The 17,591-nt window shown below is 63.1% G+C and carries 14 protein-coding genes; 12 read left to right on the top strand and 2 right to left on the bottom strand.

Going from position 1 to position 17,591, the window contains the following annotated elements:
* Window positions 1–57: 57 nt before the first annotated feature.
* Entirely contained in the window at window positions 58–1,476 is a 1,419-nt protein-coding gene (locus tag ACR9ZC_RS02285) for a GGDEF domain-containing protein (protein WP_481578949.1), read from the top strand.
* A 61-nt stretch (window positions 1,477–1,537) separates the two neighbouring features.
* Here ACR9ZC_RS02285 and ACR9ZC_RS02290 read toward each other — a convergent pair whose 3' ends face one another.
* Window positions 1,538–2,749, bottom strand: coding sequence for an MFS transporter (locus ACR9ZC_RS02290; protein ID WP_481578950.1), 1,212 nt, complete (start codon window positions 2,747–2,749; stop codon window positions 1,538–1,540).
* Window positions 2,750–3,010: 261 nt separating this feature from the next.
* On the opposite strand from ACR9ZC_RS02290, the gene ACR9ZC_RS02295 reads away from it, so the two are divergent.
* From ACR9ZC_RS02295 to ACR9ZC_RS02315, 5 genes are all read left to right on the top strand, one after another.
* A complete protein-coding gene (locus ACR9ZC_RS02295; protein WP_481578951.1) occupies window positions 3,011–3,415 on the top strand; it encodes a cupin domain-containing protein in 405 nt (134 codons plus the stop codon).
* Window positions 3,416–3,589: 174 nt separating this feature from the next.
* Window positions 3,590–5,866 carry an ankyrin repeat domain-containing protein gene (locus ACR9ZC_RS02300; protein WP_481578952.1) on the top strand — a complete coding sequence of 759 codons (2,277 nt, stop codon included), beginning with the start codon at window positions 3,590–3,592 and terminating at the stop codon, window positions 5,864–5,866.
* A gap of 588 nt (window positions 5,867–6,454) precedes the next feature.
* Window positions 6,455–7,831: a leucine-rich repeat domain-containing protein gene (locus tag ACR9ZC_RS02305; protein ID WP_481578953.1), complete on the top strand. Its 1,377-nt coding sequence runs from the start codon at window positions 6,455–6,457 to the stop codon at window positions 7,829–7,831.
* Between the two features lie 312 nt (window positions 7,832–8,143).
* Window positions 8,144–8,527: a DUF2917 domain-containing protein gene (locus ACR9ZC_RS02310; protein ID WP_481578954.1), complete on the top strand. Its 384-nt coding sequence runs from the start codon at window positions 8,144–8,146 to the stop codon at window positions 8,525–8,527.
* A gap of 152 nt (window positions 8,528–8,679) precedes the next feature.
* Window positions 8,680–8,964 (top strand): hypothetical protein, encoded by a 285-nt coding sequence (locus ACR9ZC_RS02315; protein ID WP_331574527.1) that lies wholly within the window; start codon window positions 8,680–8,682, stop codon window positions 8,962–8,964.
* Window positions 8,965–8,988: 24 nt separating this feature from the next.
* Here the strand turns inward: ACR9ZC_RS02315 and ACR9ZC_RS02320 are convergent, their stop codons facing one another.
* Window positions 8,989–9,534, bottom strand: coding sequence for a hypothetical protein (locus tag ACR9ZC_RS02320; RefSeq protein ID WP_481578955.1), 546 nt, complete (start codon window positions 9,532–9,534; stop codon window positions 8,989–8,991).
* 348 nt (window positions 9,535–9,882) lie between these two features.
* On the opposite strand from ACR9ZC_RS02320, the gene ACR9ZC_RS02325 reads away from it, so the two are divergent.
* The 6 genes from ACR9ZC_RS02325 (at window position 9,883) to ACR9ZC_RS02350 (ending at window position 17,591) form a co-directional block, all read left to right on the top strand.
* Window positions 9,883–10,707, top strand: a complete 825-nt coding sequence (locus tag ACR9ZC_RS02325; protein WP_481578956.1) for an isocitrate lyase/PEP mutase family protein — start codon at window positions 9,883–9,885, stop codon at window positions 10,705–10,707.
* An 80-nt stretch (window positions 10,708–10,787) separates the two neighbouring features.
* Window positions 10,788–11,213, top strand: coding sequence for a VOC family protein (locus ACR9ZC_RS02330; protein ID WP_481578957.1), 426 nt, complete (start codon window positions 10,788–10,790; stop codon window positions 11,211–11,213).
* Window positions 11,214–11,380: 167 nt separating this feature from the next.
* On the top strand, window positions 11,381–14,353 hold the full coding sequence (locus ACR9ZC_RS02335) for a bifunctional diguanylate cyclase/phosphodiesterase (protein ID WP_481578958.1): 2,973 nt from the start codon (window positions 11,381–11,383) through the stop codon (window positions 14,351–14,353).
* Window positions 14,354–14,505: 152 nt separating this feature from the next.
* A complete protein-coding gene (locus ACR9ZC_RS02340; RefSeq protein ID WP_331574517.1) occupies window positions 14,506–14,664 on the top strand; it encodes a hypothetical protein in 159 nt (52 codons plus the stop codon).
* Window positions 14,665–14,847: 183 nt separating this feature from the next.
* On the top strand, window positions 14,848–16,089 hold the full coding sequence (locus tag ACR9ZC_RS02345) for an MFS transporter (RefSeq protein WP_481578959.1): 1,242 nt from the start codon (window positions 14,848–14,850) through the stop codon (window positions 16,087–16,089).
* A gap of 248 nt (window positions 16,090–16,337) precedes the next feature.
* Window positions 16,338–17,591 (top strand): MFS transporter, encoded by a 1,254-nt coding sequence (locus ACR9ZC_RS02350; RefSeq protein ID WP_481578960.1) that lies wholly within the window; start codon window positions 16,338–16,340, stop codon window positions 17,589–17,591.

Consider the following 17,591-nt stretch of genomic DNA (forward strand, 5'->3'; position numbering starts at 1 on the left):
GCCGTCGTGGTGGCGTCCATTGCCGACTGAGAGACAACGAGAGAGCGGGCCAATACTATGAGCGAAACGACAGGGCTCACGAACGAACGCGACGCACCCGAGCAGCTCGTCCGTGGCGTCACGCGTTGGTACGCCGGTTTCCTGGTGATTGCATTCGCCTTGTTACCGGCTTATTTGATTGCCTACCTGCATTTTTTTCAGGATCCCCGGCTTTTATTCGAAGACCACACGTTCCACGAGATTGCGATTGCACTCGCCACGTTGGAAGGGGTTTTCGTCTGCTACGTGACATGGCAGTGTTACCGGCGCTCGGGCGATCCGATCTTGCGCTGGTTGACACTGGGTTTTGCGGGGTTTGCCATCGTCTATGCGCCGCATGGCGCATTCACTCCGCTCGCACACCACGACATGTGGCTGTTCCTGTTGTATGGCCCGGTTTCACGGCTCGTGATGGCGGTTCTGTTGTTTATCGGCTTGCTTTCGTACCGTGCGGACTCCGAGCCCGATCCGGCCGCGCGACGGCATGACCGCATGTTCTGGGCCGCATGGCTCGTGGGCTTCGTCGTCGTCGATTTGCTCGTTGCGGTGCTCGCCAATACGCCGTTCGCCGGTACGCTTGCGACCCGGCTCATCCTCGAAGGCGGCGCGATGCTCGTATCGCTCGTGAACGTCGGCTGTCTTCTTGCCCGGAGGATCCGCTCGCCGCTGATGCAGATATTTGGAATCTCGGTGATGGCTTTCGCGTTGTCGTCGCTGGCATTCCTGCTTGGCAAGCCCTGGAATCACATGTGGTGGCTTGCCCATGCAATCTTCGCCGGCGGTTTCTTTCTGCTCAGTTATGGAATCGTTCAGGCATTCCATGCGGCCGGCTCGTTTTCCGCCATCTACAGTCGCGAGGAATTGATGGCGCGTTTGCAAGAGTCGATGGCGCGAACGGAAATCGCGCTGCGCGAGCTGCAGCGCAGCAACGTGAAGCTGGAGCAACTCGCCGTGGCGGATCCGCTCACCGGTGCCGTCAACCGCAAGGCGTTCATCAATCGGATCGAACGGGAAATAGAACGGGCCAAGCTGGGCAGCGCGCCGTTTTCGATGCTGGCGCTCGACCTCGACAATTTTCGACGCATCAACGATCGGTTCGGCCGGGATATGGGCGATCAGGTGCTGCGTAACGTGGTCGACATCTGTCTCGATGCGATCCGTCCATTCGAAGGCGTCGCCCGTGTCGCCGGCGAGGAGTTCATGGTGCTGATTCCGCGCGGCGCGCTCGATACCGCGCTGATGGCCGGCGAGCGAATTCGCGCGGCGGTGCAGGCAACGCCGTTCGCGAGCGGTAACGATCGCTTTTCCGTCACGGTCAGCATTGGCATTGCCCAGTTCCCGCACGACGGCACGACGAGCGAGGCGCTCATGCGTGCAGCGGATGAACGGTTGAGTCGCGCAAAGGATCACGGCCGCAATTGCGTGATCGCGGTCTAGCACGGCGGACGCGGCCGCCTCGATGGATCCTCTCGAACCGCTGCGCGCTCGTTGAGCTGTCTCAACGGCGAGGTTCCCCGGCGCGCGCGGCGGGTGCGAAAGCGCACATCGCGAGAGGCGCCGCGGCAAGCGCGGCGCTTGCCCAAAACGTAGCGGGCGCGCCGTATCGTTCCCAAAGCCAGCCGGCCAGTATGCTCGAGAGCAGCATCGATGCGCCGCTGACCAGATTGAAGATGCCGAATGCCGTGCCCCGTAGCGCGGCCGGCGATGCGTCGGCTACCATCGCGGCGAAAATACCTTGGGTAAAACCCATATGCAGCCCCCATAGCGCCACACCGGCAAAGACGAACGGTGCGGACGCTGCGTGGCCCAGCGTCAGGTCCGCGACCATCAGCAACGCAAGGCCGGCAGCCAGGAGGACGCGGCGGTCGAGCCGGTCCGAAAGCTTACCCACAGGGTAGGCCGACAGTGCATAGGTCAGGCTCATGATCGCCATCACAGCAGGCACCCAGGCGAGATCGAAGCCTGCCTGTTGCGCACGCAATACGAGAAATGCCTCGCTGAACCTCGCAAGCGTGAATGCCGCGCCAACGACGACGACGAACCAATAGCGGCCCGGGAACTCCCGCACAGCGCGCCACTCGAGCGGCGAGCGAAACGTCCGGGCGCCGGCCGGGAGCTCGGGTTCTTCGACGCCGAAGAACAGCAGTCCCACGCAAATGAAGGCGGGAGCAACGGCGAACCACAGCACGGTGCGAATACGGTCATCGAAGGCGAACATCAATGCCATGGCCAGCAGCGGGCCCGCAACCGCGCCAACCGTGTCCATCGATTGGCGCAGCCCGAAGCAGGCGCCGCGAATATCGGGTGGCGCCACGTCGGCCACCAGCGCGTCGCGAGGGGCGCCGCGTATGCCTTTGCCCAGCCGATCGACGAGACGCGCAACGGCGACGACGAATGGCGTGGTTGCCAGCGGGAAAAGCGGCTTGGTCAACGCGGCGAGCCCATACCCCACCAGCAGCAAGCCTTTGCGTTTTCCCAGCCAGTCGCTCAATGGCCCGGAAAACACCTTGACGATCATCGTCGTTGCTTCCGCGGCGCCCTCGAGCGCACCGAGGGCAACCACGCTCATGCCCATCGTCGATACCAGAAAGATCGGCAACAAGGCGTGGATCAATTCCGATGACAGGTCCATGAACAGGCTGACGAATCCGAGCGCCCAGACGGTGCGGGGTATGCGGGGGCGGCTCAGTGAAGATCGCGGTGCATTCATCGGCAAGTGTGCTTTCGGTGGGTGGCGTAGGCGCTCGGCCACGGGCAGGTGGACGAGGAACCGATTGTGTCATGAACCCTTCATTCGATAGATGCGAGGCCTGTCATCGCGTGGCTGACGTCGCTTCGCTTTGCTTCGCGTCGCGTTGCGTTTCTTCGCTTCATTGCTTCGGTGTCCCAAACAACCGGGTAGCGTTTCGGAGCGAAGCTGCCGGCGAAAGCTGTTGCGGCAACACCGACGAAGCCAGAATGGAGCACCCGGATGGACGACGACGATATCGTGCTGCTATCGACTGGGGCAGGCGAAAGTGCGGGAGGCCCGCAAGCGGCGTTCTCGTACCATGCGGCCGCGGGACACATGAAGCGCCCGGGTGCATTGTTCATGTACATGGCGGTCATTCAGCCTGGCGAGAACATTCCGGCTCACGCGCACCCCGAAGGAACCGAGACGATCCTCTATGTGCTGGGCGGCAACGTCGAGCATCGGTATGGCCGCCGTATGAACAAATCGATGCTGAATCGGCCGGGCGATTTTGTCTATATACCCGGTGGCGTGCCGCACCAACCCGTCAATCTCAGTTCGTCCGAGCCGGTGAGGGCAATCGTGGCTTGCAATTTCGACCTGGGTATAGAGGGCAATTCGATTCCCTATTCGAACGAAGAATAAACGAAGGGATAAACACGGATTTTTCGGCGGCTGACATGGAAGGGGCGCGCGGATCGATTCGCCCACGGGCGAGTGTTTTCGCCGCGCCATGCGATGTGAATCGCGCAGGCACCGACACAATGCGACGAAGCGCTCACGCTGCGTCCATGTGTCAAGTAGTCAGGTGTCTTGCCGATGAAGAATCCGATTTCCAGCTTTCGCGCCTGGCTCGGCACGTCGACCGTGCCCTCCCATGCGGGCGAGTCCCAACACGCACAGCAGGAACGCGCGGGCTCGAGCCGCAAAATGACTGTCGCGCCGGCACTCGGCGCACTGAAGCGGCAGAACGCGCGGCGGGTGATGCCGGATGCGACTCCGTCTTCATCGCATCGCCCCCCGCCGAGTTCGTCGTCCGACGACGAAGAACTCCGGGAGGCGGTCGCGGCAATCCGCGCGGCGGCGGTCTGGACACCACCGTCCAGCAGAGCCGAGTCGCCGCGTGTCTCGCTGAGCGATCGGTCGCGCTCGTCATCGGCTCGAATCGATGCGTCGCCGGGCCGCGACACGCACAGCCTGCGCACGGAAGGCAGTAGCGGCCATCACCGGGCCGGTTCCCAACCAATCGACGAGGATCGCGAAGCACTGCTCGACATGGCGTGGGACGTCGACTTCCCTTCCGCGCGGATGAACGAGATCCTCGCGCGCTCGCCCGAGCTCGTGGATGCACCTGATCACAGCGGTGCCACGCTGTTGATGAATGCACTGACGGGCGGCAACGTCGAATTTGCGAAAACGTTGATCGACCACGGCGCGGACCCGAATGTGCGCGACGAGCTGGGTAACACGCCACTGCATCTGGCCGCCGGGCGCGGCACGGAAATCATGTCGCAGTTGCTTGCCGCTGGCGCGGATCCGAGTGCAACGAATAATCGTGGTGCGACGGCGTTGTTCGATGCGCGCTCGCCCGACGTCGTCCACCTGCTGCTGCGTGCCGGCACGCCTATCGACGCCCGCGACGAGAGCGGCAATACGGCCATCATGCGGCTTGCGCAGTCGGGTACGCGCCCGACAGTGCTCGCTCTACTCGAACACGATCCGGACATCAGTCTTCGCAACAGGTCGAATCGCACGTTCGCGCAGCTTCTGACAGCGCGCCTGGGCGGCACGGCGGAAGTCATCCCGAAAACGGCGGCTGGGGCCAAGGCGGTTCTCGAGCTGGGCGCACGCGAAACGCCGTTTCTGGGCGATCTGCGCGACCGCAAGCCGGCGTTAGCCGGTACGTTGCGCCCAAGCGCACGGGTGGCTCCGGAGGAAGAGCTTCGTATCCAGCCCGAGCTCAAGATGGCGGCTTCGCCAAACGCGAAGGGGCCAGCGATCAACTCTCTGAAGTCCGGTCCGAAGCTCAGTTTCGTCAACGATCCGAAGCGAGCGTTCGATGAGCTCAGCCATGGTGATGTCGAGGCCTTATCGGAGGCACTCGGCTTCGGCAAGCTGTCGTCGGACCCTGACAAGTACATGCAGAAAAAGGCGGCGGTCCGCGCGACATTCGCGCGATTCAGGGCGGACATCGAACGATTTCTCGCCGACTACGATAACGCCGCACTCGATCATGAAGCGCTGAACGCCCCCCTATCGCGGGAAGAGCGCACCGAGCTCAGGAGCGTAATGGACATCGCCCATTTGCGCGTCGCCGCGGAGCGCGGACCGGGTGGGGGACTTCTGGAGCCGTTGCGTCTGCGCGTTTTCTTCGGCGGTACCCAAAACATGCGGGACTTCAAGCAGGACATCGGTAGTGCGTTCGGCCGGATCGGGGAAGTCGACCGCGCGGCCAAGCGAGCGGGCGAACTGTTCGCGAAGATCCTGTCGCACCCGGACCATGTGCAGCTCGACTTCGTTGGCGGGCATTCGATGGGCGGTGCGATGGCACAAACGTTTCTCGCGACCGTTGAAAGCCGGGTTCTGCTGCCGAAGCAGCCTTCGATGATCCTGATGGACCCGCAACTGCTGAACAATAACCAGGCTCGCCGTGCAACGAAGGGCGGCACGCTCGAAGTCGACTATGCGCAGCCGCGCGGCGTGGCGATCACGCTCGATTACGCGAACGATCCCCGGCGCGGGCTGATGGGAATCATGAAGGGGCCGGGCGGCTATCGTTACCCGGGGCTCGTCCAGCTCAAGCTCGGTCTCACCGATACGGACGGCTACCGCGGTAGCCGTCCCGAGACGAGCGGCCCGCCTGGAATGGGCTATCACGTCGATCCGCAACAGTTTGCGAATGCGCTCTCGCGTTTTTGCGCGGATCGGGAACACGAGATTCTCGACGACCCCGCCCTCGACCATCTGCGCGCACCGAACTGGACGCGGCCTGCGGGACCGGTGCGGACCTCCGATACGCTGCCTGCGATTGCGCGACGCGCACGCAGACCGATGGAGCCGATCGTCGAAGACGAGGAATCGGCACGGGAGACTTAGGGCCGGTGAACGGGCCCTTAGGCAGTGCGCGAATTCGGCGGCATGCGTTTGCATCAATTCGCTGAATTCCTCGCAGTTTCGTTACTCGAACCGAGCCATACCGCGAGGCTCGTTCATTGTTCCGCGATTAGGAAATGGAGCTTGTGAATGGTAACGAGAACTTCGCGGCAGGACATTTCTCAGGCGCCCGCCGAACGCGCTACCGATGGCGCGCAAGGAGATCCGCTGACCGCCCCTCGTGACAGTAATGCCGCTTCTTCGTCGCGCTCGTTGAGCGCGACGGCGTCCGCGGTACTGCGCCATTTTGCTTTGAGAAACAGCGCGGGGTTGTCGAGCGCGGCGCCTGCGCCGCGAGCGCCGGTGCCGCCTCGGGAGACGAGTGCCGCCGAGGCTGGCGATCGAGCCGAACCCGAACCGGTGCCGCGCGAATCGAGCGAAGCCGCCGGAGCGTTTGGAAGCCGCCGCTGGTTCTCCCGCAGGCGCGGCCCCCGGATGCTCACCCCAGGCTGGGTACCGCCCGGGGCAGCCGCGCCCGAACGCGCATCGCCCGAGCTCGTTCGAACCCGAGCGGCTCATCATCGACGAAGCATGTCGGAGGCCGACACGTTGCCGCTGGCCGGAGCCCAAGTCCCGCACTTTCCCGCCGCCGCCTGGGAGGAGGCGTTGCTTCACAACGGGCAAACGGCTCGTTGGGCCATGCGCTCAGTCAACGCACACCTGCGCCGCGCCGCCGAGGCACCGTTGGAAATCCGCTGCAGCGAGGACCTCGCGAGGCTGAAGCGCACGGAGCTGCGGCCGCAAAGCGTGCGCCTGAGCGGCATGTTTTCGGTCGACGATTTGGAGGGGCTACCGCCGTCATTGCGCCATGTCGATCTGAGAGAGTGTCGGGGCAGCGCGATATCGAAGGCCGGACTGGAACATTTGGCCGAGCTGCCGCTGTCATCGCTCAACGCGGCTGGTGCGGGAATCGACGACGAGGGTGCACGAATCCTTGCGAATATGCCGACACTCATCGCGCTCGACTTGAGCGGGAACCGGATCGGCGACAGGGGTGCTCGCGCATTGGCGGCCAACCGCTCGCTCGTCTCGCTCGACGTGAGTCGCAACCGGCTGGGCAGCGAAGGGACGCGTGCGCTGGCGGCGAGTCGAACGCTGAGCGCATTGAACGTCAGCCGTAACGAAATCGGCAGGGACGGTGTGCGGGCGCTCGCGGCGAACCGCTTGCTGAGATCGCTCGATGTGAGCGGCAACCTGATTGGAGATGACGGCGCACATCTGCTGGCAGACAGTTCGTCGCTCACTTCTCTCAACGTGAGCGAGAACGGGCTGAGCGACGCGGCGGCACAGTCGCTTTCGCGAAGCCGCTTGCTGAAGTCCCTCAACGTCAGCCACAACCAGATTGGCGAGCCCGGCGCTCGAGCGCTCGCGCAGAGCGCCTCGCTGATTTCGCTCGATATAGGCTCGAATGCGATGGGTGACGAGGGCGCGCGTGCATTGGCGCACAGTACGTCGCTGGTGTCCGTGGACGCAAGTCATAACGACATCGGTGCGCCCGGTGCGCGTGCATTGGCGGCCGTCGGTTCGCTCGCCACGCTGAGCGTGAGCGGCAACCGAATCGGCGACGAAGGCGCCGAAGCGCTCGCGGCGAGCCGCTCGCTCGCCGCGCTCGACGCGAGCTTGAACGGCATCGGCAGCTCGGGTGCACAGGCACTCGCACTGTGCCGCTCGCTCAGATCGCTCGACGTGAGCGGCAACCGGATCGGCGAGGGTGGCGCCCGCGCATTGGCAGGCAGCGGCACGCTGAGTTCGCTCAGCGCCAGCGGCAACGAACTCGACGACGCGGCCGCGCGCGCATTCGCGGCAAGCGGTTCGCTCACTGCACTCGACGTGCGACTCAACGAATTCGGCGGGCCGGGTGTGCACGCGCTACGAGCCAATGCGCGTCTGACGACGCTTTTGATCTGATTCACGGATGCTCACTACGAATTACCGTAAAACCCAAACTAAGAGCGCACTTGCGTACCGGAATGCCTTTCTCTCGCATATCAAAATTCCGTTGACAGGCGTTGCGCGTCCATGGAAACTCACTGACATGCTTACGCCGACCCATTTCGCCATTTTCATTAACCACCCGATGAACGCCCGCTGGGGCGCATCATCGGGGGCGTACGCGCATTAGCTTTATATCGAATGCACGACAAGGCCCCCCGGAAACGGATGGGGCCTTTTTCTTTTGGTGGCTTCCTCCGTCTGCCGGCTTAATCGACGGAGAGAAAGATGACCGAAAGTACCCCGCAGTTCGATTGCCGCGTTTTACCCGTTGGGCGCTCGCTCGACGCCGCCTGCGAATGGATGGTCGTCGTCCATGCCGCGCTCGCACCCGCCAGCGCCGTATCGTGGCGCATGACGGTCGACACCGAGCTGCGGGCGCAAGGCGCACCGGTCTGGCTCACGCGAGCGGGCCATCTCGACGACTATTGGCTGCGCCCCGGAGACGTCATCCGTCTGTTGCGCGGCGAGCGGGTCTGGCTCAGCGTGGAAGGCGATTCGGCTGCACATGTCACGCTGACGAGCGAATGGCGCGAACGGCGCCCGTTGTTGCAGCGCTGGCTAAGGCGGCTTCAGCTCTTACTGGCGGGTGGGATGCCTCAACGTGCCTGAGTCATGATGGATGGGGGTGGACGAGCTCCGGGCATGAATGGTGGATCGTGAATGAGCGCGAATGGCAGGTGACATCGAGGCTCGCGGCTGAATGCGCTCGTTCGCCGCGTACAATGCCGCTTCGACAACCCTGATTCGCGGAATTCAAAAGCATGGCCATGAAGAAAACCGACCTTGAGAAAAACAAGGCACTGAAGCTCACGCACTCGATGAAACAAGCCCATTCCGAGCGTTTCGGCAAAGCCGCGGCCGATGCGCCGCTCAATCGGCGCGAGCAGCGCAAACTGGATCAAGCCAAAGGGCTCGTCCCGTTTGCATGCAAGCTCGATGGCGAATTGGTCGGCCGTCTCAAGGAGATGGCCGCCACGCATCCGGAAGGAATATCGGGTGTCGTCGACGAGCTGTTGCGGCGTGCGTTGAACGAAAGCCGCGCTTGACGAACGTCGCAGTGAGCGCCGGACCTACCGTACCGGCGCACCATCGCGCGTGACCTCGAGCGCAGTGCCTTCGATGTAATCGACACGGATGTTTTCGCCGACTTGTAGCCCGTCGAGAAAACGATCCGTTGCTGCCTGCAGTGTCATGGGGCCGCTCGGACCGCGCAGCGTCAACAGCCGCCGGCCCCGATCGATGGCGAGCACGGTCGCCACGGCCTGTACGCGATGAACCGTTTTCGTCATGCCCCCCGAGGCGGGAGTGACGGTCTGCGTGTCGAGGCGTTCGCGTATTGCTCCTTCGGCCGCGCGCTCGGCGCTCAGAATCAGGGCACGCGTATAGGTGATCGCAACGTGATCGCCGATGTGCAGTCTGCTGACGTTGCCGACCGTCTTATCGACCACGACGTCGACTAGCGAGCCGTCCTGTTTGCGGAGCGTCAGCGTATTGGTGTCCATGTCGATCTTTTCTATCACAGCGTCCGTGTGGGTTGCGGTGGTGCCAGAAAAGAGGCCGGGCTGCCCCGGCACGCTGGTTTCCTGCGCGCATGCCGTGCCCGCGGAAAACGTCATGGCGGCCGGCAGGATAACGAGGCCAATTAAACCGATACACCGCACTTGCCTTGACACTTCAACCCTCCCATCACTCGAATGCGCTCGACCGCGCTCGACGATCCGTTTGATCGATGCGAGCCGGACGCGTCAGTCTACTCGCGACAAAACTGGCGAAACCGCCATTGATCCGGCACGCAGGCGACACCTCGTTTTATTCATACGAAAGCGCGCGGCGGTGCGGATGCGTTGACGGACAACGCGATGGACATCGATTGCAACAAGTCGTTCCGCGCTGGTCCGGTATCATTTGGCGAAGCCCGTTGCATGGGTATATCGACACTTCCACTGTCCATCGAGGAGTCCTCCATGGTTCCTACCGTCGCGCAAAAGCGCGCTGCGTTTCGTGCCTTACATGCTTCGGGTTGCTTCGTGCTGCCGAATGCCTGGGATATCGGCAGTACGCGATATCTGCAGAGCCTCGGTTTCAAAGCCATTGCAACGACGAGTTCGGGATTCGCCTGGTCCGTCGGTCACGCGGACAATACATTGGCGCTCGAGCGCGTACTCGAGCATCTTCGTAACGTCGTGGCGGCCACCACTCTGCCCGTCAATGCCGATTTCGAAAACGGTTTTGCCGAGGATGCCGCCGGCGTCGCGCGAAACGTCAGGCTCGCACTGGATACAGGCGTGGCGGGCCTGTCGATCGAAGACTCGACGCGAGACCCCAACGCGCCGCTGTTGCCGTTGCCGGTGGCGGTCGAGCGCATGCAAGCTGCACGCCGCGCAATCGACGAGGCGGGTGGCGATGCCCTGCTGATCGGCCGTGCCGAAAACTTCATTGCAGGCGTGCCGAACCTCGATGATGCGATCGCGCGGCTGCGCGCCTATGCCGAGGCCGGCGCGGACTGTCTTTATGCGCCCGGTATCAAGACCCGGGAGCAGATTGCAGCGGTCGTGGCGGCCGTCGCACCGAAACCGGTGAATGTGCTGATTGGTTCAACGTCCGAATTCACGCTCGACGATCTCGCGGCGCTCGGTGTGCGGCGCGTCAGCGTGGGCGGCGCGCTGGCGCGCGCGGCGTGGGGAGGGTTCATGCGGGCGGCGAACTCGTTGGCCGAGGGACGCTTCGATGGGTTCGCCGATGCGGCGTCCGGTGCGCAGCTCGATAGCTTGTTTCGCGATGGTGTTTGAACGCTGTGCACGGTCTATCTTCAACGAGATGTACAGTGCGGCATTCGACGCTGGCTTTAAACCGATATTAGGCGCAAACGATGACTCTTTCCCCGTTTCATTTGGCAATTCCCGTCTACGATCTGCCCGCCGCGCGCGCGTTCTACGGCAAAGTCTTCGGACTCGAGGAGGGGCGCTCGAGCGAGCGATGGGTGGACTTCAACTTCTTCGGCCATCAGTTGGTCATTCACGAACATCCGAAGACGCCGTCGCAGCAGCACGCCCATACCAACCCGGTCGATGGCCACGAGGTGCCGGTCCCTCACTTTGGCGTCGTGCTCGGTTGGGAGGACTGGGAAGCGCTTGCCGAGCGGCTGAAGTCGTTCGGCACCCGTTTCGTGATCGAGCCGTATGTTCGTTTCGAGGGGCAGGTCGGCGAACAGGCAACGATGTTCCTGCTCGATCCCTGCGGCAATGCGTTGGAATTCAAGGCGTTCAAGGACATCGGGCAACTGTTTGCGAAGTAGGCGGGTTGTTTCGCCTTCCGTGTCATACGGGCTTGCGCAGCGGCGAGTGACCGGCCCAAGGCTTCCCTGACGCGGCACCGCCGGCTCGCGAGGGTTTACCTGCATTCATTGTCCGGCGAAGGTGCCCGATAGACGAATAGGGCAACGCCAGCCGCAGGCGATGAAAAATGATGCGCAACAACGGGTCGTGGAAGGCAATATCCGAGAGAAGGCACTGGGTGGCGGTCGGCGTGGGCGTGCCGGCGCTGGCGGCCATGGTCGTCTTCGTTTGCGGGCGCGGCGGCTGGCTGCAGGGGCGAGCGGTCGGCGTCGTGCTGGCCGTATTGCCGGTGGCCTGCGCGGCTCTCGGCGGCTGGTTGCTCGCACGCATCGACATGAAGCGTCATTTGGACCGGCTCGCGGATGCAACCACGAGGCTGCGTACGCGGCAATTCGGTACGTCCGTCTCGGCTCAGGTGCGCGAGGCGCCTTTTGGCCGGATTGCCATCGAATTGGACGAGCTCGGCTCCGAGCTCGCGCGCCATGAACGGCAGTGGCAGGCCTCGTTCCGGCGTGAAGCGGGCCAGATCGAGGTATTGCGGCGAATTGCGCAGAACGATCCTCTCGATGACGCCCTCGTGCTGCTGACTCGCTTTGCCGAACATCAGATAGAGGGGGCGCTCGCCTCCGTCGTCATCGTCGATCCGGCGACACTGCGCGTCACATCGTGCATCGCGCCGAGCTTGCCCGCGTCGTACACCGACGCGCTCGTCGGCTTGCAATGCGCATCGGGCGTGGGGTCATGCGGGACGGCCATTGCGGAGCGGCGCATCGTGGTGGTCGACGACATTGCCGCGGATCCGCTCTGGAAGGACTATCGGGCGCTCGCTTGCGCACACGGATTGGGTGCATGCTGGTCTTATCCGATTATCTCGACAGGCCACCGCGTGCTCGGCTCGTTCGCGCTGTATGCACGCACGGCGCGCGCGCCCTCGACGGAGGATATTCAAATCGGGCAACTGAGCGCGGAGATCGCCGCCCTCAGCATGGAGCGCAACCGCACTGCCCAGGCGCTGATGCAATCGGAAGCCGAGTACCGCTCGCTTTTCGAGCGCAACCCGAATCCTATGTGGGTTTGCGATGCCCGCACGCGCAGATTCCTGGCGGTCAACGACCGTGCAATTGCACACTACGGCTTCACGCGCGAACGTTTCCTTGGAATGTGCGAAGCGGATCTCGAGCTGCACCCGCATGGCCCGTCGCGCGTGCGCGAGCAGGGGGGCGAGCTACCCGATGGCGCCGCACGGCTGCATCGAAATTCGAGCGGCCAGGAGCTCCTGGTCGAAATCGCCTACTTCCCATTGAGCTTTTCGGGCAACGATGCGTCCCTCGCCCTCATCACGGATGTGACGTATCGCCGTTCTCTCTCTCGCACGATCCGCGAACAAAACGAGCTCTTTGCTTCGCTGATGGATTCGACGGTGGAGGCCATCTACGGCCTCGATAGCGAAGGGCGATGCACGTTCGCCAACGGCGCCTGCGAACGTTTGCTCGGGTATCGCGCGGACGAGCTCGTCGGTATGCACATGCATACGCTGATTCATCGTTCGCAGTACGAAGCAAGCGTTCACGGCGCGCGGGAATGCAAGCTGCACGCGCTACAGCAGCCCGGCACACACACCCATCTCGACGACCAGGTCTTCATGACGAAGGCCGGCGCGGTACTGCCGGTCGAATGCTGGGCGTACCCGATGATGAAAGGAGGCGCGGTATGCGGCACCATCGTGACGTTCCTCGATACCACCGAAAGGCGCTTGCAGCAGGATGCGCTGCGTTGTCAGGCCACGCTCGATATGCTCACGGGGCTGCTCAATCGAACGAGTTTCGTCGATTTGCTCGAGCAGCGTGTGCAGAGTTGTTTGCTGAGCGGCGCGCGCCTGTTCGTCGGACTGGTCGATCTCGACGGTTTCAAGGAGATCAACGATTCGCTCGGCCACGAGGCGGGCGACCAATTATTGCGTGAGGTCGGAAGCCGGCTGCTGCTCGAATTGCCCGACGGCGCGGCGCTCGGCAGGCTGGGCGGCGACGAATTCGCGTTCGTGGTCGATACGGGCGACCATGCGGAGTTCGGCGAACTGTTGAAACGCCTCGTGCAGGTCATGCGCGAACCCTTTACGATCGTCGGCATGGACGTGCAGATCAGCGGCAGCATCGGAGCGGCCGCGTTGCCCGACACCGGTAGAGACGTCAAGTCGCTGATGCACAACGCCGATGCGGCCATGTACAGGGCTAAGCGCGAAAGCAGCGGATTCGTCGTCGGCACCGAAATCGAATCGGGCAACGAGCGCAGGCTGCTGATGAGCCGGCTTCGCCATGCGTTGCACAAGCAGGAGTTCGTGCTGTACTTCCAGCCGAAGGTCTCGCTGCGCGGTGCGGCACATTGCGAGATCGAGGCACTGATTCGCTGGATGACGCCCGATCGCGGCATGGTCGCGCCATCCGAATTCATGCCCATCCTGGAGCTGAGCGACCTGATTCATCCGCTCACCCAGTGGGTCATCGAAACCGCTATCGAGGAAGTCCTCGCACTCAGCCGGCACGCGCCCGATCTCACCGTGGCCATCAACATTTCGACTCGAAATTTGCTCGATGTCCGGTTCCCGGAGAAGGTCAAGGATCTGCTCGACAAGCACGGTTTCCCGCCGGAAAAGTTGAAGCTCGAGGTGACGGAGAGCGCGGTGATGGCCGATCCGAACCGATCGCTGAAGGCGCTCACGGAGATTCATGAGCTTGGCGTCGGCCTCGCGATCGACGATTTCGGAACAGGTTATTCGTCGCTGTCGTATCTGCAGCGTTTGCCGGTGGACGAACTGAAGATCGATAGATCGTTCGTGGTGGAAATGGCTGGCAACGATGCGGCTCGAACGATCGTGCAATCGATCGTCGGGCTCGCCCACAGTCTCGGCATTCAGGTGACGGCGGAGGGCATGGAGACAGGCAGCGTGCTCGACCAGCTGCGCAGCCTGGAGTGCGATTACGCGCAGGGTTATTTCATTGCGCGTCCCATGCCGCGCGCCGCGCTGAGCGAATGGCTCGGCCATTCGCCCTGGGCGGCCCCGGCGCGGGCGGCCAGGACGCCGCTCGGCGCGTCGATCCCCTGACGGCACCGATGTTGTAATGCTGCAACGCGGAAAGCGCTTCAACCGCTTCCGGCAAGGGCACCCGAAAAATATTTGTGCGGCGCACTAGACGAAGCTAGGGAAAATACCTAGAATTCTGTCTAGGGAAAACCCTTATTCGATCGGGAGTCGCCATGAGCTTCATTTTTGCCCTGTTCCAAAAGGTCAGCGATTTGTTCGCGTCGCCGCACCTGCCGCTCGACGCCGATTATTCGTTCCAGGCCCGCCACCGCGAGGCCGAGCGCGTGCGTCGTTCCCGCGCGACGTTCCTCGGCGTTCGCCTCGTCGACTGACCCGCGCCTCGCACCGGGCGCGCAAGACGCTGCCCGGTTCGGCCCGTTCCAAGTGATTCGTTCGCACCCGCTGCGCTAGCGGGTGCCGGCGTTGGTTCGACAGCACCGCTCCCGGGGAATACGCGATCGCACCGTAATCGGTACAATCGCCGACTTCCCGCCGACGTATCCCCGAACGATGTCATGCAAATCCAGACCCACATCGAGTCTCGACCTCACGCAGTAAAACATGTCGGGCTGGTGTTGCTCGCGCTCGCGGTAGGTGGATTCGCCATCGGCACGACCGAATTCGCGACGATGAGCCTCTTGCCGCTTTTCGCCGACGGCCTTGGCATCGACGCCCCGACGGCCGGCCATGTGATCAGCGCCTATGCGCTCGGTGTCGTCGTCGGCGCACCCGCGCTGGCCGTACTCGGCGCGCGACTCGACCGACGCCTGCTGCTCATCGTGCTGATGGGAATGTTCGCCCTCGGAAACGGCTTGTCCGCCATCGCACCGAACTACCACTGGATGCTCGTATTCCGCTTCCTGAGCGGCTTGCCCCACGGCGCCTATTTCGGTGCCGCGGCCCTGGTTGCCACGTCGCTCGTGCCCGAAGATCGTCGCACCGTGGCGGTCGGCCGCATGTTTCTTGGGCTGACGTCGGCCACGATCGTCGGTGTTCCGCTATCGAATTGGCTGGGCCATGCAATCGGCTGGCGATGGAGCTTTGCGTTCGCGGGCCTGCTCGGCGTGCTCACGATGACGTGCGTGCGCTTGTTGGCGCCCAAGGCGCCGCCTGCGCCTGGCGCGGGTCCGCTGCGCGAACTGGGCGCGCTCGGGCGTTCGCAGGTATGGCTCACGCTCGGTATCGGGGCGATCGGGTTCGGCGGGCTCTTCGCGGTCTACACCTATCTGGCCGATGTGCTCCATCGCGTGACGCACGTGTCGGTGGCAAGCGCCTCGCTCGTGCTGAGCGTGTTCGGCGTCGGTCTGACCGTCGGTAATCTGGTCATTCCCGTCTTCGCGGATCGCGCATTGATGCGCACGGTGGGGTGGTTGCTCGCCTGGAGCGCGGCGATGCTGCTGTTGTTTCCGTTTGCCGCGTCGAACGTCTGGCTGCTGACCCTCGACGTATTCCTGATCGGCATCGGCGGCGCACTCGGCACGGTACTGCAGACCCGGCTCATGGATGTCGCCGAAGACGCGCAAGGTCTCGCTGCCGCGCTCAATCACTCAGCGTTCAATACCGCGAATGCGCTGGGCCCGTTTCTCGGCGGGCTCGCGATCGCGGCCGGCTTTGGCTGGACCTCTCCGGGGCCGGTAGGCGCGCTGCTCGCCCTGGGCGGCCTCGGCGTTTGGGCGCTGTCCGGTTTCATCGAGCGGCGCACCCTCGCTCGCGCGGTCCCGACGTCGTGCCGTGTATGCGTCGAGTCGGACGCCTGATCGCTCGAAACATTCCGCAGCGCCAGCGGGCAATGACTTCAGCAGTCCGAAGTTCCGTTCGCTCGCGCGCTTGCCGTTACCCGACTCGACCGCGTGCCGCATCGGTTTTCGAGAACGAAGCGTTCGGAATTTGTCACTTGTCCACGGTTTAATGGCTTTTTAGGATCGGCTAGACCCATCGCGAAGCGGGTCACCGGCACCGCCGGTCCGCGCGCGTCGGCCTTTCACGTATTCTTCGGGCTAACACCATGCATGACGTGAACGCGCAGCGGCAGGCGCGCATCTGGGTTTTTGCGCTCCTCTATATCGGCTTTTGCATTTCCTATATCGACCGGGTCGCGATCTCGCTCTCGCTCGTTCATATCGGCAAGGAATTTCATCTGAGCCCGGCCGCGCTCGGCATAGTGCTCAGCGTGTTTTATCTCAGCTACGCGGCGATGCAAATCCCCGGCGGCTGGATCGCCGATCGGTGGGGCAGCAAATTGGTGGTGGTCACATCGATTGCCTTTTGGTCCTTGTTCACGTTGTTGACCGGACTGGCCTGGTCGCTCGCCTCGCTGATCGCCATCCGGCTTCTGTTCGGCTTGTGCGAGGGCGGTTATCCGTCCGCTTCGATCAAAGGCATCGCGGAGATCTACCCGCGCGTGGAACGGCCCAAAATGTCGGCGATGCTAGTCTCGTCGAACTATGTCGGCAGTTTCGTTGCACCGCTCGTCGTAGCGCCCCTGATTCTGACGCTCGGCTGGCGGCACGCGTTCTCGGCGATCGGCATCGCGGGCATTGTCTTCGCGCTGATTTACCTTTTCTTTGTGAAGGCCGTGAAGCCGTCGCGCGAGACGCCGTCCGGCCAACCGCCCACGCAGGCGCTCGCCGCCCGCGACGCGGCCGGCTCCCGTGCATTGCTCAGAATGCCGTTGATGTGGAAGGTACTGACGGTGTGGTTCGGTATGGGTATCGTCAACAAAGGGCTCGATGCGTGGATGCCCGCCTACTTGTTGACGGCTCGACATCTCGATCTCAAAGCCGTCGGCTTGCTGACGCCGTTGCCGTTCATCGCGGCAAGCATTTCGACCGCAATGGGCGGCTGGGTCATGACGCGTTTTTTCGATGGCAAGGAAAAGCGGCTCATGACGGCCTGCTGTGCGGTTACGGGCTTTTTCCTCTACCAAATGTATACGGCACAGACCATCGCCGGCGTTATCGCTTTTCAGGCGATCGTCTATTTTTTCAAATCGTTCGTGTTGGCGGTGGTCATTGCGTTGCCGACCAAGATCCTGCCTCAGCGGCTCGTCGGAACCGGCATCGGCATGGTGAATTTCGGTGGACAGATAGCCGGGTTCGTCGCGCCGGCCGTCATCGGCTTTCTCGTTTCCTACTACGGCACCTATGACGCGGCCTTCGGCTTTCTCATCGCTTCCACCGCGGTCGCGACGCTCGTCAGCCTGACGATCAGCGCAGCCAAAATACGCGGTGTACAGGCGGCCAACGCGCAGGAAGCGTAA

This window comes from Trinickia sp. HAY1-2D (assembly GCF_056754935.1).

Bases quoted from the DNA above. Each gene is read 5' to 3' on its own strand.
- ACR9ZC_RS02285 (WP_481578949.1), top strand. From the start codon at position 58: ATGAGCGAAACGACAGGGCTCACGAACGAACGCGACGCACCCGAGCAG.
- ACR9ZC_RS02290 (WP_481578950.1), bottom strand. From the start codon at position 2,749: ATGAATGCACCGCGATCTTCACTGAGCCGCCCCCGCATACCCCGCACC.
- ACR9ZC_RS02295 (WP_481578951.1), top strand. From the start codon at position 3,011: ATGGACGACGACGATATCGTGCTGCTATCGACTGGGGCAGGCGAAAGT.
- ACR9ZC_RS02300 (WP_481578952.1), top strand. From the start codon at position 3,590: ATGAAGAATCCGATTTCCAGCTTTCGCGCCTGGCTCGGCACGTCGACC.
- ACR9ZC_RS02305 (WP_481578953.1), top strand. From the start codon at position 6,455: ATGTCGGAGGCCGACACGTTGCCGCTGGCCGGAGCCCAAGTCCCGCAC.
- ACR9ZC_RS02310 (WP_481578954.1), top strand. From the start codon at position 8,144: ATGACCGAAAGTACCCCGCAGTTCGATTGCCGCGTTTTACCCGTTGGG.
- ACR9ZC_RS02315 (WP_331574527.1), top strand. From the start codon at position 8,680: ATGGCCATGAAGAAAACCGACCTTGAGAAAAACAAGGCACTGAAGCTC.
- ACR9ZC_RS02320 (WP_481578955.1), bottom strand. From the start codon at position 9,534: ATGACGTTTTCCGCGGGCACGGCATGCGCGCAGGAAACCAGCGTGCCG.
- ACR9ZC_RS02325 (WP_481578956.1), top strand. From the start codon at position 9,883: ATGGTTCCTACCGTCGCGCAAAAGCGCGCTGCGTTTCGTGCCTTACAT.
- ACR9ZC_RS02330 (WP_481578957.1), top strand. From the start codon at position 10,788: ATGACTCTTTCCCCGTTTCATTTGGCAATTCCCGTCTACGATCTGCCC.
- ACR9ZC_RS02335 (WP_481578958.1), top strand. From the start codon at position 11,381: ATGATGCGCAACAACGGGTCGTGGAAGGCAATATCCGAGAGAAGGCAC.
- ACR9ZC_RS02340 (WP_331574517.1), top strand. From the start codon at position 14,506: ATGAGCTTCATTTTTGCCCTGTTCCAAAAGGTCAGCGATTTGTTCGCG.
- ACR9ZC_RS02345 (WP_481578959.1), top strand. From the start codon at position 14,848: ATGCAAATCCAGACCCACATCGAGTCTCGACCTCACGCAGTAAAACAT.
- ACR9ZC_RS02350 (WP_481578960.1), top strand. From the start codon at position 16,338: ATGCATGACGTGAACGCGCAGCGGCAGGCGCGCATCTGGGTTTTTGCG.